The following is a 12,591-nucleotide window of genomic DNA, read 5'->3' on the forward strand; positions in this document are numbered from 1 at the left end:
CGCGGGATCCCAACCCCTTGACGCCGGCCCGCCGCCCCAGCGTCCGCCGACCACCGCCCCTCGGCCGCGCCCCCCGGGCCCCTCCCCCACCCCACGTGCTTGGCGGCCGTGCCCTGAGGCACTCGCTGCCGCTCCCTGCGGCCGACTTCCCCGCAACACCGCGAGGTGATGGCCACCGCTCCCGGCGTCGGGAGGCGTCCCGCCGATGCCCCGGTGCGCCTGGCGAGCGGGCGGCCCGACACCGCAGCTTCGCGCAGGTACGGCCCGGCTCCCCTACCCGACCCCCTCCGCCACAACCCCCAGCGCCGAGCGCAGCGTCGCCGCCAGTTCGGTCTGGGCCGTCGTGCGGTCGGGGTGGGTGTCGGCCGTGTGCCAGGCGTAGTGCTCGACCGCGGCGCGCAGGGCCGCGTTGAAGATCGCTGCCTGGATCGTGGGACGGAGGCCGTCGGCGGGTAGGCCGGCCCGTTCGGCGAGGGCTCGGGCGAAGGCCGGTTCGGCCTCGTCGTAGGCCTGGAGCCAGATCGCGCGCAGGCCGGGCTCGGTACGGGTCAGCCGTACCAGCGCACCGACGGTCGCGCGGTCCGGGCCGGCGAGTTCGTGCTGCTCGTCCGCGAGTTCCTGGTCGAGGAGTTCCTCCAAGGGCTGCCCGGCCCGCCACCGCCGCAGGCAGTCGGCGATCAGGTCGATCCCGGCCGAGAAGAGCGGACGTACGCAGTTCTCCTTGCTCGGGAAGTAGCGCCACACGGTCCGCGAGGAGACTCCGACCGCCGCTGCGATCTGCTCGCCCGTGGTCGCCGCCACGCCCTGGGTGACGAACAGGTCCACGGCCGCCCGCGCGATCTCCAGCCGGATCTCGGCCTTGCGCTCGTCGGTCAGGGGCGGTCGCCCCGTGGGCCGGCTCGCGGCTTGGCTCGTACGTCCACGGGCTGCGGTCATGGTGTCCTCCGGCCGACGCTGATCGCTCTCCCGGAATTCTCCCCGACGACTTTATGTCACTCAGCGACATTAAGTCGTATGGTGAGGCCCCCGGGCCCGGTCGCCACGCCGCCCGGCGGACAGGACACCCCCTCGCCACACGTATGGGAGCACTTCATGAGCGGCGGACTGGACGGGCGCAGCGTCATCGTCACCGGAGCGGGCTCGGGCATCGGGCGCGCGGCCGCCCTGGCGTTCGCGAAGGAGGGCGCCCGGGTCGTGGCGGCGGACCTCGACGCCGAGGGCGCGGAGGCGGTCGTCAAGGAGATCGCGCAGGCCGGCGGCAGCGCGGTCGCGGTGCCGGGCGACCTGAGCGAGCAGGCCGTCGTGAACCGGGTCGTCGAGACCGCCGTCGAACGCTTCGGCGGCGTCGACGTCCTGGTCAACAACGCCGGGATCATGGACCGCATGTCGGCCCTGGCGGACGTCACCGACGCCGAGTGGGAGCGGGTCATACGCGTCAACCTCACCGCCCCGTTCCTGCTCACCCGGGCCGCGCTGCCGCACATGCTGGAGGCGGGCCGGGGTGCCATCGTGAACACGGCGTCGGAGGCCGGCCTGCGGGGCAGTGCGGCCGGTGCCGCGTACACGGCGTCGAAGCACGGCGTAGTGGGGCTGACGAAGTCCCTCGCGGTGATGTACCGCAAGCAGGGAATCCGGGCCAACGCCATCGCCCCGGGCGGCACCCGGACGGGCATGGTCGTGGATGCGGCGCAGGACACGCACGGGCCGGCCGCCCTCGGCCCCCACTTCGTCAACCTCGGCAGGCTGGCCCAGCCGGAGGAGCAGGCCGCCGCCATCGTCTTCCTCGCCTCGGACGCGGCGAGCAACATCAACGGCGTGATCCTGCCTGTCGACGACGGCTGGTCGGCGGTCTGACGGCCCTATTCACTCGCCGACGACGACACGAGGGCCCGACGACACGACGACCGCCCCGAACTTCCGCCAGGGGCCGGGGGCCTGAGCCCGCGACAGGACCCGGCCGCCCGGCCACCCGCGTCCGGCGCGGGATCAGCGACGACAGCGGGCCCGCGCAGGCGGCATGAACTCCCCAGCCCTCAGGGTGAGTTCGGCCGTGAGGAGCTTCAGCATACGTAACCCGCCGGACGGACCACCAACGACCACCACCTACCGCCCTCTTGATGTGATCGCGTCAGCCGCGTCATATTGGTCCGGACCATTGCCGCGAGGCCGCCCGGGAGGCAGAGTCGTGCGACGCGTTCTGGCACTCGTTTCCGCCCTCTGTGCGGCGCTCGCGCTGCTCTCGTCCTGTACATGGGGCGGCGCGGACGGGGACGGGGCCCGGCCGCCCGGGGCGCCCACGGGCGTCACGGCAGCCGCGGGCAGCGCGACCAGCGTGCATGTCATGTGGACCGCGGTCTCCACGGAAGGGGGCGTCCGCGTCTACGAGGTGTATCGAGGCCCCACAAAGGTCAAGGAAGTGCCGGGCTCCGCACACATGGTGGATGTCACCATGCTCAAGCCCGCCACCACATATGCGTTCACCGTCCGGGCCCGTGACACGGGCGGGCGGCTCGGGCCGCCGAGCAAGGAGGTCCGGGCGACGACACCCAGGGCCGTGGCCGCCGACCGTGCCGCCCCGACACGGCCGGGGAAGATCACCGGCCGGGCGGTCGGCAGCCGAGCGGTTCAGCTGTCGTGGTCGACGGCCACGGACAACCGGGACGTGGTGTCGTACGACATCCATCAGGGCGACACAAAGATCCACAGTGTGGGCGGCAACCAGACAGCGACCGTGGTCACCGGGCTCAGGCCGGGCACCCGCTACTCCTTCACCGTCCGGGCCCGCGACGCGGCCGACAACCTGTCACCGGCCACGGCGCCCGTCCGGATCAGCACGCCCGGCACCGACGACGGGCGCGGCACCGCGCCGACCGCCTTCCGGGCGACGACACATCGCGCGGACGGGGCGTACCACCTCGACCTGAGCTGGGTGCCGCCGCGCACGGACGGCGTCGTGGCGGAGTACCAGATCCAGCTCGACGGCAGGGCGGCCACCTCGCTGGTGTACGGCGGAAACCCGCCCCGCGACAAGGCCACGTACAGCTTCTACCTGGGCCCCGACTCCGGGGTCAGCCACCGGGTGCGGATCCGGGGCAGGCTACCGGACGGCACCTGGGGCGGCTTCTCGGCGGAACGGACGGTGACGACCGGTGCGCAGGGCTGACAGCCGGTCCGGCCTCCCCCGGATGCAGCAAGGTGTCACCTGACCGGGGGCGGCCCGCATGCGGGGCGGACCCGGGGCGCGTTGGCTGCCCCTGAGGCAGCACGGGCGTTCCCGACCCTCGGCGGCGCAAGGGATGTACCGCCAACCGTGCCGCCGGAGGGCATTCCATGCGCAATTCATCGCTCTTCCTCCGCTCGGGCCTGACCGTGGCAGCCGCCTCACTCCCCTTCGTCGTGGCCGCCGGTCCGGCCGCCGCGCAATCGGGGATCTCCGTGAGCACCACCGGGTCCACGGTCTCCGTCACGACCAGTGCGTGCACCAATGTCAACGGCAGTTGGGGCACCACCTCGCTGCTCACCAGGAGCCAGGCGAACTTCTCGCAGGGGCGGCAGGTCTCCCTGTCCGGCACGGACCGGCTCCAGTCGGCGGCGTGGTCGGGCGTGAACCCGGGCACCTACACCGTCATCGTCGTGTGCTCCAACGGCTCGACGGCGGGCACCCAGTCGGTCATCGTCTCGACCAGCCCGACCCGCACACCCACCCCCAGGACCTCACCCTCGCGCGGCGTGATGGGCGGCGTGGGCGGTTCCTCGACGGACTTCGGCACCCTCACACTGGTGGGCGGCGGCGTCCTGGTGGGCGCGGGCGGCCTGGCAGCGGCCTGGTATCTGCGCCGCAAGGCCAAGCCGTACCGGCTCTGAGGGCCGGGCCCCCGGCACAGCTGCCGGGCCGGCTCACGCAGGCTCCCGCCCCGGCAGCTCGGCGAACTCCTCCAGCGCGTGCGTGAGCCACTGCGTCCAGAAGGTCTCCAGATCGATGCCGGCACGCAGCACCAGGTGCCGCAACCGGTCCTGGGAGCTGTCCTTGCCGGGCGGGAAGTCGCGCTGCTCGATCTCCTCGTACTCGGCCAACTGCCGCCGATGCAGATCGAGATGGCGCCGCAGATCGGCCTCGATGCCCTCGGTCCCCACCACCGCCGCGGCACGCATCCGCAGCAGCAGGGTGTCGCGGTGGGGCCTCGGGTCCTGGGACGCGGCCGTCCAGCGGGCCAGTTCGGCGCGGCCCGCGGGCAGGACGTCGTAGGACTTCTTCTGCCCGCGGGCCGGCTGCTCGCTCGGCAGGGTGCGGATGAACCCCTCGCTCTCCAGTTTTCCCAGCTCGCGATAGATCTGCTGATGCGTCGCCGACCAAAAGTACCCGATCGACTTGTCGAAGCGACGGGTCAGCTCCAGCCCCGAGGACGGCTTTTCGAGCAGGGCGGTGAGGATCGCGTGCGGGAGTGACATGTGGCTCATCCTAGGGACGCGAGGAGGTCGTCTTCCGAATGCGACCACTCGCTCCTACAGGCTCGCCGCCAGCTCCGTGCCCTGCTTGATGGCCCGCTTGGCGTCCAGTTCGGCGGCCACGTCGGCGCCGCCGATCAGGTGTGCGCTGCGGCCCGCGGCGATGAGCGCCTCGTACAGGTCTCGACGCGGCTCCTGCCCGGTGCACAGCACGATCGTGTCGACCTCGAGGACCGTGCTCTCCTCGCCGACGGTGACATGCAGTCCGGCGTCGTCGATACGGTCGTAGCGCACGCCCGGGACCATGGTGACGCCCCGGTGCTTGAGCTCGGCGCGGTGGATCCAGCCGGTGGTCTTGCCGAGGCCGGCGCCGACCTTGCTGGTCTTGCGCTGGAGCAGGTGGACGGTGCGCGGCGGGGCGGGCCGCTCGGGGGCGGCGAGGCCGCCAGGGCCGGTGTAGTCCATGTCGACGCCCCAGAGGCGGAAGTACGTCTCCGGGTCCTCGCTCGCCTTGTCGCCGCCGTCGGTGAGGAACTCGGCGACGTCGAAGCCGATGCCGCCCGCGCCGAGGACGGCGACGCGCTCGCCGACGTGGACCTCATCACGCAGGACGTCGAGGTAGCCCACGACGCTCGGGTGGTCGACGCCGGGGATGTCCGGGGTGCGCGGGCTGACGCCGGTGGCGACCACGACCTCGTCGTAGCCCGCGAGGTCGTCGGCCGCCACCGGGGTGTTCAGCCGAACGTCCACGCCCTGCCAGTCGAGCTGGTGGCGGAAGTAGCGCAGGGTCTCGTCGAACTCCTGCTTGCCGGGGACCTTGCGGGCGACGTTCAGCTGCCCGCCGATCTCGCTCGCGGCGTCGAACAGCGTGACCTCGTGGCCGCGTTCGGCCGCGCTCACGGCACAGGCGAGACCGGCGGGGCCGGCGCCCACGACGGCGACCCGCTTGCGCAGTCGGGTCGGGGACAGCGTCAGCTCGGTCTCGTGGCAGGCGCGCGGGTTGACCAGGCAGGACGTGATCTTGCCGCTGAAGGTGTGGTCGAGGCAGGCCTGGTTGCAGCCGATGCAGGTGTTGATGGCCTCGGGCTTCCCGGCGGCGGCCTTGGCGACGAAGTCGGGGTCGGCGAGCATCGGGCGGGCCATGGACACCATGTCCGCGCAGCCGTCGGCCAGCAACTCCTCGGCCAGTTCGGGGGTGTTGATGCGGTTGGTGGTGACGAGCGGGACCGAGACCTCGCCCATCAGCCGCTTCGTCACCCAGGTGTACGCGCCGCGGGGCACCGAGGTGGCGATGGTCGGGATGCGCGCCTCGTGCCAGCCGATGCCGGTGTTGATGATCGTCGCCCCGGCGGCCTCGACGGCCTTCGCGAGCGTGATCACCTCGTCGAGGGTCGAGCCGCCGGGCACAAGGTCCAGCATGGACAGCCGGTAGACGATGATGAAGTCCTCGCCGACGGCCTCGCGCACCCGCCGGACGATCTCGACCGGGAACCGCATCCGGTTCTCGTACGAACCGCCCCAGCGGTCGGTACGGCGGTTGGTCTGCCTGGCGATGAACTCGTTGATGAGGTAGCCCTCGGAGCCCATGATCTCCACGCCGTCGTAGCCGGCATGCCGGGCCAGGCGGGCGGCGCGCGCGTAGTCGTCGATGGTCCGCTCGACCTCGGCGTCGGTGAGTTCGCGGGGCTGGAAGGGGCTGATCGGCGCCTGGATCGGGCTCGGGGCGACGAGGTCCTGGTGGTACGCGTACCGGCCGAAGTGCAGGATCTGCATCGCGATCCGGCCGCCCGCGCTGTGTACGGCGTCGGTGATGACCCGGTGCTGCTCGGCCTCCGCATCGGTGGTGAGCTTGGCGCCGCCCTCGTAGGGCCGCCCCGCGTCGTTGGGCGCGATGCCACCGGTGACGATGAGCCCCACTCCCCCGCGCGCCCGCTCGGCGTAGAACGCGGCCATGCGCTCGAAGCCGCGCTCGGCCTCCTCCAGGCCCACGTGCATGGAGCCCATGAGGACGCGGTTGGGCAGCGTGGTGAAGCCCAGGTCGAGCGGGCTCAGCAGGTGCGGGTAACGGCTCATGGGGACCCTCCGTGGGCGGTGTCGTGCCTGACGTAGTTGTAGAGGACCGCACCCCGTTTATGCAACTAGTTGCACAACCACGAAGGGGTGACACCGACCACTGCCGTCGCCCGCGACACCGACCGCGCTCGGGCACAGTGGCGCCATGACCCCACACGGAGGCCCCATGACCGCACACGCCGACGTGATCGACCTCGCCCAGCGCCTGATCCGCCGCCCCAGCCGCGCCGGCATCGACGACTACGGGCCAGTCCTCCGCGTCCTGGAGGACTGGCTCGCCGCGCGGGAGCTGCCGTATCGCCGCCTCTACGGCGCCACGGGCAGCGCCGTCGGCCTGCTGATGGAGGTTGCGGGAGGCCGGCCCGGCCCTTGGTGGGCACTGGACGCCTGCCTCGACACCGCCCCCTACGGCGACGAGGCCGCCTGGTCGTTCGCGCCCGACTCCGGCGAGGTCGTCGACGGCTGGCTGCGCGGCAGGGGCGCCGCGGACTCCAAGCTCGCCGCAGCGATGTTCTGCGGCATCGCGGCCGAACTGCACGGGCGGGCCGACGCCCTGCACGGCGGACTCGCGGTGCTCCTCGACGTCGACGAGCACACGGGCGGCTTCGGCGGCGCCCGCTCCTACCTCGCCGACTCGGAAGCGCCCCGCCCGGCCGGGGTGATGATCGGCTACCCGGGGCTCGACGAGGTCGTGGTCGGCGGGCGGGGCCTGTGGCGGGCCACGATCGCGGTGCACTCGGCCTCGGGCCACTCGGGGTCACGCCGTTCGACGCCCGGAGCCATCTCGCGCGCGGCGCATCTCGTACGGCTCCTGGAGGAAGCGGAACTCCCCGGCGCCGACGGCGAGTTCCCCCTGCCGCCGAAGCTGACCGTGACCTCCTGCCACGGCGGCCAGGGCTTCTCGGTGGTGCCCGACCTGTGCGAGCTGGGAGTCGACATCCGCACCACCCCGGGCTTCGACGCCCGCGCCGCCGAGCAGTTGGTTCGCGAGGCGGTGGCCGAGCTGGACGCGAAAGCATCGGCCCCGCGGGCGACCACGGTGACGCCGGTGGCGTCCTGGCCGCCGTATCGACTGGGCACGGGTCTGCAGCCCGCGGCGGCGCTGCTGGATGCCGCCGCCGGGGAGGGCCTCACCGTGCGGCCGAAGACCGCCGGCCCGTCGAACATCGGCAATCTGCTCGCGGGCGAGGGCATCCCGGCCACTGCGGGCTTCGGCGTCCGTCACGAGGGGCTGCACGGCGTGGACGAGCGGGCCTGCCTGGAGGACCTGCCCGCCGTCCACGCCGTCTACCGGCGTGCCGTGCTCAGCCTGCTGGCCCCGCCGTGAGGGGCCCGGGACGTGCGTGTCACGACGTGCCGGACCGGCTCTCCAGCACCACGTGCAGCTCCCGCTCCTGGTCGCCCGAGGCCGAGGTCAGGTCGTGCACCGTGAACAGCGAGTCCAACGTCGTACGGAGCCGTTCGATGGCCCAGTAGCCGCCCTGTGCATCGGCCTCGACGGACGCCGAGAGCCGGGCGGGCGCCGGGCACTCCTGGGCGTCCGTCACCTCGAACGTGCCGAGCCACACCATGGGGCGCGTCTCATGGAGCTGCTGCGGCACGTCCTCGGGGGTCCGGTCGGACTCGAAGCACGCATTCAGCGCGTCGAACACGATCCGGGCGTCTTCCTTGCTGCATCCGCTGATCTCGACGGAGACGGGTTCCTCGTGCAGTCGTTCACGGACCATCGTGATCGCTCCTCTCGTGGCCGCACCGCGGTGCCACGGGTTGCCCGCGGAACCGGACCCCAATCCCAAGAAAAGCACCACGTTCGGCCCGGCACTACCGGCGGAACCGCACCGTCCGCACCCGGGAGAGGACCCGGGCGCCCGTGAACCGGCAGGTCATCGCGTGAACCGGTACGTCTTGCTGTCCGTCAGCACGCAGAAGCCCGGCGAGATGACGATCACGCGCAGGGTGCCGGTACGGCGGTCGTAGTCGATGCCCTCCGTCTCGAACTCGCCCGAGCAGGAGCTGCGCAGCGGGAGCTGGCGCAGGGCCGTGACGTGTCCGGTCACGTCGGACGAGCCGGGCTCGGCGGACAGGTCGATCCGGAGCAGCGGCTTGGTCATGCCGAAGAGGGTGCCCGCGGGGTCGTCGGAGGCGCACAGCAGGGTCGTGGCGCTGAGGAAGTCGCAGCCCTGGATGTCGCGTACGGCGTGGTCCAGCCGGATGCTGGACGTCCAGGGGAGGTTCGCCGACGGTGACGTGCCGGCGTTGACGCCCGGGGTCGGGTGGACCAGCAGGCGGGTCATGGTGCCCCACTCGCCCGAGACCATCCACTGGCCGCCGGGCGTGATGGCGACGAAGGAGTTGTTCAGCGCCTCACCGGAGCCCAGCGCGTGGACGTACTCGGACCAGGTCCCGTTCGGTGCCTGCACCCGGAACATCTTCGCGCTGCCGGAGTCCGCCTGGTACGGCTCGACGTAGTAGCCGTTGTAGGAGGCGTCGGGGTCGCCCACGTGGTTCCAGCCACGGCTGCTGACCGAGACGGGGATGGTGCCGATGCCCGTGTAACGGTTCGGGCTGTTCGCCGGGACCTCCACGGAGGTCAGCCCCTGGCTCTCGGTCAGCGGGTCGGCGCGGTCGGAGCCCACCTCCGTCCAGATGTCGGCGGCCTGAGCTGGCGTCGCGGTGGACAGCACGGCGGCGGAGGCGAGGGCGACGAGGCAGGTCAGAGCGGCTTGACAACGTTGCCGGGCGCGCAGGGCCATGGGACCGACTCCTTGGGGGGTGGGTGCGGGTCGGCGGACAGTCTCGCGCGGCTCTCTGGTCATGTACAGACCAAGCGGGCGAACAAGCGCTGTCTGGTCGGCCACAGTCACGTGCCCCGGCGCTGACTTCGGCGGACGCCCGCCGCCGTGTTGAGGGATGGTGGAGGAGAACGACCAAGGGGGGCCCGGGGACGGTTGAACGCGGTAGAACAAGGGGAGTCGGCACGGGGGAATGGCGTGCCGCGAGGAGGATGGGCGAAGGCGGTGCGGATGTCAGCAGCCGAACGTCCCGTGGCCGGGGGCGACGAGCCGGTGCGCGGGCCGGTAGGGCCGAGCGGACTGCTCGATGTGCTCGGCGTGGCCTCGGTCGTGCTGGACGTCGAAGGCCGCATCGTGCTGTGGAGCCCCCAGGCCGAGGAGTTGTTCGGCTATCCGGCGCGGGAGGCGCTGGGCGAGTACGCCGCCCGGATCATGGTCCACGAGCAGTACGTGGACCTGGTCGTCAAGCTGTTCGCCGACGTCATGGAGACCGGTGAGGGCTGGGCCGGGGCGTTCCCGATCCGGCGCAAGGACGGCAGCACGCGACTGGTGGAGTTCCGCAACATGCGGCTGCTGGACGACCAGGGGGACGTCTACGCACTGGGTCTGTGCGCCGACCAGACGACGGTCCGCCAGGTGGAGCGGGACGTCGCACTGTCGACCCGGACGATCGCCCAGGCTCCGATCGGGCTGGCCGTCATGGACACCGAGCTGCGCTACGTCTCGGTCAACCCGGCGCTGGCGCAGCTCAACGGCATCCCGGCCGACGAGCACCTCGGCCGCACGCCACGTGAGCTGCTGCCCGATCCCGACGCCGCCGAGGCCATCGAAACGGCCCTGCGCGAGGTGCTGCGGACCGGCGATGCGCTCATCAACCAGCGCATCATGGGCCGGACCCTGGCCGACCCGGAGATGCTGCACTTCTGGTCCATCTCGCTGTACCGGCTGGAGGACTCCGCCGGGACGGTGCTCGGTGTGGCCGGCATGGCGATGGACATCACCGAGCAGCACCAGGCGGCCGTCGAGGCCGAGACGGCACGGCGGCGTCTGGCCCTGATCGCCGACGCCACCGCGCGCATCGGCACCACGCTGGAGCTGGACCGCACGGCACACGAGCTGGCCGAGGTCGCCGTGCCGGAGCTCGCCGACGTGGCGGCCGTGGATCTGCTGGAAGCCGTGGTGGAGGGCAGACGCAGCAGCCTCGGGCCCGCGGAGTCGGCGGTGATCCGCGCCCTGGCCGTCAAGGCGGGGCACGACACGGTGGCCCTCGACGCCGCCGACCCGCCCGGCCAGGTCGCCCGCTACGGTCCCGATCGCCTGGTCACGGAGTGCGTGCGCACCGCCGGCCCGATCATGGTGGCGCACGTCGAGGAGAAGGACCTGGCGCGCATCGCCCGCTCCCCCGAGGCCGCCGTCCAGCTGGGCCGCGCGGGCGTGCACTCCTATCTGGCGGTGCCGCTGATCGCGCGCGGCGAGGTGCTCGGCGCCCTCGACCTCAAGCGCACCCGCAATCCGCTGCCGTTCAGCGAGGACGACCTGCTGCTGGCCCGTGAGTTGGCGTCCCGCGCGGCCGTGCAGATCGACAACGCCCGCTGGTACCAGAACGCCCGCGACACCGCCCTCACCCTGCAGCGCAGCCTGCTGCCCAGCCATCCTCCGGTGACCGGCGGCCTGGAGGTCGCCTCCCGCTACCAGCCGGCGGGCGCCAGCGCCGAGGTCGGCGGCGACTGGTTCGACGTGATTCCGCTGGAGGGCGGCAAGACCGCGCTCGTCGTCGGCGACGTGATGGGCAGCGGCATCGACGCCGCGACGACCATGGGCCGACTGCGCACCGCGACGCACACCCTGGCCTCCCTCGACCTCGAACCGGCGCGGCTCCTGGAGCACCTCGACAAGATCACCGAGGGCCTCGACCACTCCATCGCCACCTGCGTCTACGTCGTCCACGACCCGCAGCAGCGCCAGTGCCGGATCGCGAACGCGGGGCACCTGCCGCCGGCCCGCCTCCGCCCCGGCCGGAACCCGCGGTTCCTGGAACTGCCGACCGGAGTACCGCTGGGTGTCGGCGGAGTCCCGTTCTCCACGACGACCGTCGACCTCGAACCCGGTGACCGCCTGGTTCTCTACACCGACGGCCTCGTCGAGACCCGCCAACACCCGCTCGACGAACGCCTGGCCGCCCTCCTGGAACTCCTCGACGGCCCCGACCGTCCGCTGGAGGAGGTCTGCGATCTCCTGCTGCGCACTCTCCACCAGCCCGAGAACTCCGACGACGTGGCGCTGCTCATAGCCCGTGTTCTGCCACCGGGTTGATCGACGGTGCCACCGAGGGGCGCGAGCAAGGACACCCGATCCAAATCCGCGCCCCAGCCCTAGCGAGATGCCTGGTTGAGGCCGACCACGACATTCGCGTACAGCTCCTCCGAGACGATCAGACGCGACGACAGTCCACTGCGGGTGAAGGCCTCCAGGGCCGTCGGCGCCTGGCGTTCGCTCGTCTCGATCAGCAGGCAGCCGCCGGGGGCCAGCCATCGAGGCGCCTCGGCGGCGACCCGGCGCAGCACGTCGAGTCCGTCCGGACCTCCGTCGAGGGCGACGTGCGGCTCGTGGTCGCGGGCCTCCGGGGGCAGGAGTCCGACTTCGTCGGTGGGCACGTACGGCACGTTCGCCGCGAGTATCCCGACCCGGCCGCGCAGGGTGCCGGGCAGCGCCTCGAACAGGTCGCCGGTGTGCACCTGACCGCCGAAGGGGCGCACGTTGCGGCGGGCGCAGCACACCGCCGCCGGGTCGATGTCGGCGGCGTGCAGTTCGACCGGGCCGAGTGCCGCGGCCAGCGCCGCGCCGACCGCGCCCGAGCCGCAGCACAGGTCCACGACGAGGGACGCGTCCCGGGCGTGGGCGACGGCCTGCTCGACCAGGAACTCGGTACGGCGACGGGGGACGAAGACGCCGGGTTCCACGGCGATGCGCAGCCCGCGGAACTCGGCCCAGCCCAGGACGAGTTCGAGGGGCAGGCCGGTGACCCGCCGGTCCACCATGGCGGCCAGCTCGTCCGGGGTGCCGGCTGCGGCCAGGATCAGCCGGGCCTCGTCCTCGGCGAAGACACAGCCGGCGGCGCGGAGTGCGGTCACGACGGCGTCGCCCGAGAGCGGCGAGGGAGCAGCAGGCAAGGCGGACGTGGGCGACGGAGAAGACGAGGCTGACGGGGAGGAGAGAGAAGGCATGGAAGCCGAGAGCCTTTCGGAAGCCGAAGGATGCTCTCGCGGCCGCCTACCGGCGG

The 12,591-nt window shown here is 72.3% G+C and carries 11 protein-coding genes; 5 read left to right on the top strand and 6 right to left on the bottom strand.

Translation table 11 applies throughout. The annotated features are described in order from the left end of the window. Positions 1 to 273 precede the first annotated feature (273 nt). Complete coding sequence (locus AB5J55_RS03175) at positions 274 to 936, bottom strand: TetR/AcrR family transcriptional regulator (RefSeq protein ID WP_369269161.1); 663 nt, start codon at positions 934 to 936, stop codon at positions 274 to 276. Between the two features lie 156 nt (positions 937 to 1,092). On the opposite strand from AB5J55_RS03175, the gene AB5J55_RS03180 reads away from it, so the two are divergent. From AB5J55_RS03180 to AB5J55_RS03190, 3 genes are all read left to right on the top strand, one after another. Then, positions 1,093 to 1,854: an SDR family NAD(P)-dependent oxidoreductase gene (locus AB5J55_RS03180; RefSeq protein WP_369269162.1), complete on the top strand. Its 762-nt coding sequence runs from the start codon at positions 1,093 to 1,095 to the stop codon at positions 1,852 to 1,854. A 331-nt stretch (positions 1,855 to 2,185) separates the two neighbouring features. After that, positions 2,186 to 3,163: a fibronectin type III domain-containing protein gene (locus tag AB5J55_RS03185; protein ID WP_369269163.1), complete on the top strand. Its 978-nt coding sequence runs from the start codon at positions 2,186 to 2,188 to the stop codon at positions 3,161 to 3,163. A 167-nt stretch (positions 3,164 to 3,330) separates the two neighbouring features. Further along, complete coding sequence (locus AB5J55_RS03190; protein ID WP_369269164.1) at positions 3,331 to 3,864, top strand: hypothetical protein; 534 nt, start codon at positions 3,331 to 3,333, stop codon at positions 3,862 to 3,864. Between the two features lie 33 nt (positions 3,865 to 3,897). Here AB5J55_RS03190 and AB5J55_RS03195 read toward each other — a convergent pair whose 3' ends face one another. Both AB5J55_RS03195 and AB5J55_RS03200 read right to left on the bottom strand, forming a co-directional pair. Further along, positions 3,898 to 4,449 (bottom strand): PadR family transcriptional regulator, encoded by a 552-nt coding sequence (locus AB5J55_RS03195; RefSeq protein ID WP_369269165.1) that lies wholly within the window; start codon positions 4,447 to 4,449, stop codon positions 3,898 to 3,900. Positions 4,450 to 4,503: 54 nt separating this feature from the next. After that, on the bottom strand, positions 4,504 to 6,519 hold the full coding sequence (locus AB5J55_RS03200) for an FAD-dependent oxidoreductase (protein ID WP_369269166.1): 2,016 nt from the start codon (positions 6,517 to 6,519) through the stop codon (positions 4,504 to 4,506). A gap of 166 nt (positions 6,520 to 6,685) precedes the next feature. On the opposite strand from AB5J55_RS03200, the gene AB5J55_RS03205 reads away from it, so the two are divergent. Beyond that, positions 6,686 to 7,846, top strand: a complete 1,161-nt coding sequence (locus AB5J55_RS03205; protein ID WP_369269167.1) for a M20 family metallopeptidase — start codon at positions 6,686 to 6,688, stop codon at positions 7,844 to 7,846. Positions 7,847 to 7,865: 19 nt separating this feature from the next. On the opposite strand, the gene AB5J55_RS03210 is transcribed toward AB5J55_RS03205, so the two are convergent. Next, on the bottom strand, positions 7,866 to 8,246 hold the full coding sequence (locus AB5J55_RS03210) for a hypothetical protein (protein WP_369269168.1): 381 nt from the start codon (positions 8,244 to 8,246) through the stop codon (positions 7,866 to 7,868). 156 nt (positions 8,247 to 8,402) lie between these two features. Next, the gene (locus AB5J55_RS03215) at positions 8,403 to 9,272 is read right to left on the bottom strand and encodes a hypothetical protein (protein ID WP_369269169.1); all 870 of its coding nucleotides are present in this window, start codon (positions 9,270 to 9,272) and stop codon (positions 8,403 to 8,405) included. A gap of 270 nt (positions 9,273 to 9,542) precedes the next feature. Here AB5J55_RS03215 and AB5J55_RS03220 point away from each other — a divergent pair, with 270 nt between their 5' ends. Continuing rightward, on the top strand, positions 9,543 to 11,624 hold the full coding sequence (locus AB5J55_RS03220; protein WP_369269170.1) for a SpoIIE family protein phosphatase: 2,082 nt from the start codon (positions 9,543 to 9,545) through the stop codon (positions 11,622 to 11,624). Between the two features lie 59 nt (positions 11,625 to 11,683). On the opposite strand, the gene AB5J55_RS03225 is transcribed toward AB5J55_RS03220, so the two are convergent. Beyond that, on the bottom strand, positions 11,684 to 12,535 hold the full coding sequence (locus tag AB5J55_RS03225) for a putative protein N(5)-glutamine methyltransferase (protein ID WP_369269171.1): 852 nt from the start codon (positions 12,533 to 12,535) through the stop codon (positions 11,684 to 11,686). Positions 12,536 to 12,591 lie beyond the last annotated feature (56 nt).

This window comes from Streptomyces sp. R11, from assembly GCF_041051905.1.
GTDB lineage: Bacteria > Actinomycetota > Actinomycetes > Streptomycetales > Streptomycetaceae > Streptomyces.

Coding starts and splice junctions, on each gene's coding strand:
- AB5J55_RS03175 (WP_369269161.1), bottom strand. CDS start 936: ATGACCGCAGCCCGTGGACGTACGAGCCAAGCCGCGAGCCGGCCCACG.
- AB5J55_RS03180 (WP_369269162.1), top strand. CDS start 1,093: ATGAGCGGCGGACTGGACGGGCGCAGCGTCATCGTCACCGGAGCGGGC.
- AB5J55_RS03190 (WP_369269164.1), top strand. CDS start 3,331: ATGCGCAATTCATCGCTCTTCCTCCGCTCGGGCCTGACCGTGGCAGCC.
- AB5J55_RS03195 (WP_369269165.1), bottom strand. CDS start 4,449: ATGTCACTCCCGCACGCGATCCTCACCGCCCTGCTCGAAAAGCCGTCC.
- AB5J55_RS03200 (WP_369269166.1), bottom strand. CDS start 6,519: ATGAGCCGTTACCCGCACCTGCTGAGCCCGCTCGACCTGGGCTTCACC.
- AB5J55_RS03205 (WP_369269167.1), top strand. CDS start 6,686: ATGACCGCACACGCCGACGTGATCGACCTCGCCCAGCGCCTGATCCGC.
- AB5J55_RS03210 (WP_369269168.1), bottom strand. CDS start 8,246: ATGGTCCGTGAACGACTGCACGAGGAACCCGTCTCCGTCGAGATCAGC.
- AB5J55_RS03215 (WP_369269169.1), bottom strand. CDS start 9,272: ATGGCCCTGCGCGCCCGGCAACGTTGTCAAGCCGCTCTGACCTGCCTC.
- AB5J55_RS03220 (WP_369269170.1), top strand. CDS start 9,543: ATGTCAGCAGCCGAACGTCCCGTGGCCGGGGGCGACGAGCCGGTGCGC.
- AB5J55_RS03225 (WP_369269171.1), bottom strand. CDS start 12,535: ATGCCTTCTCTCTCCTCCCCGTCAGCCTCGTCTTCTCCGTCGCCCACG.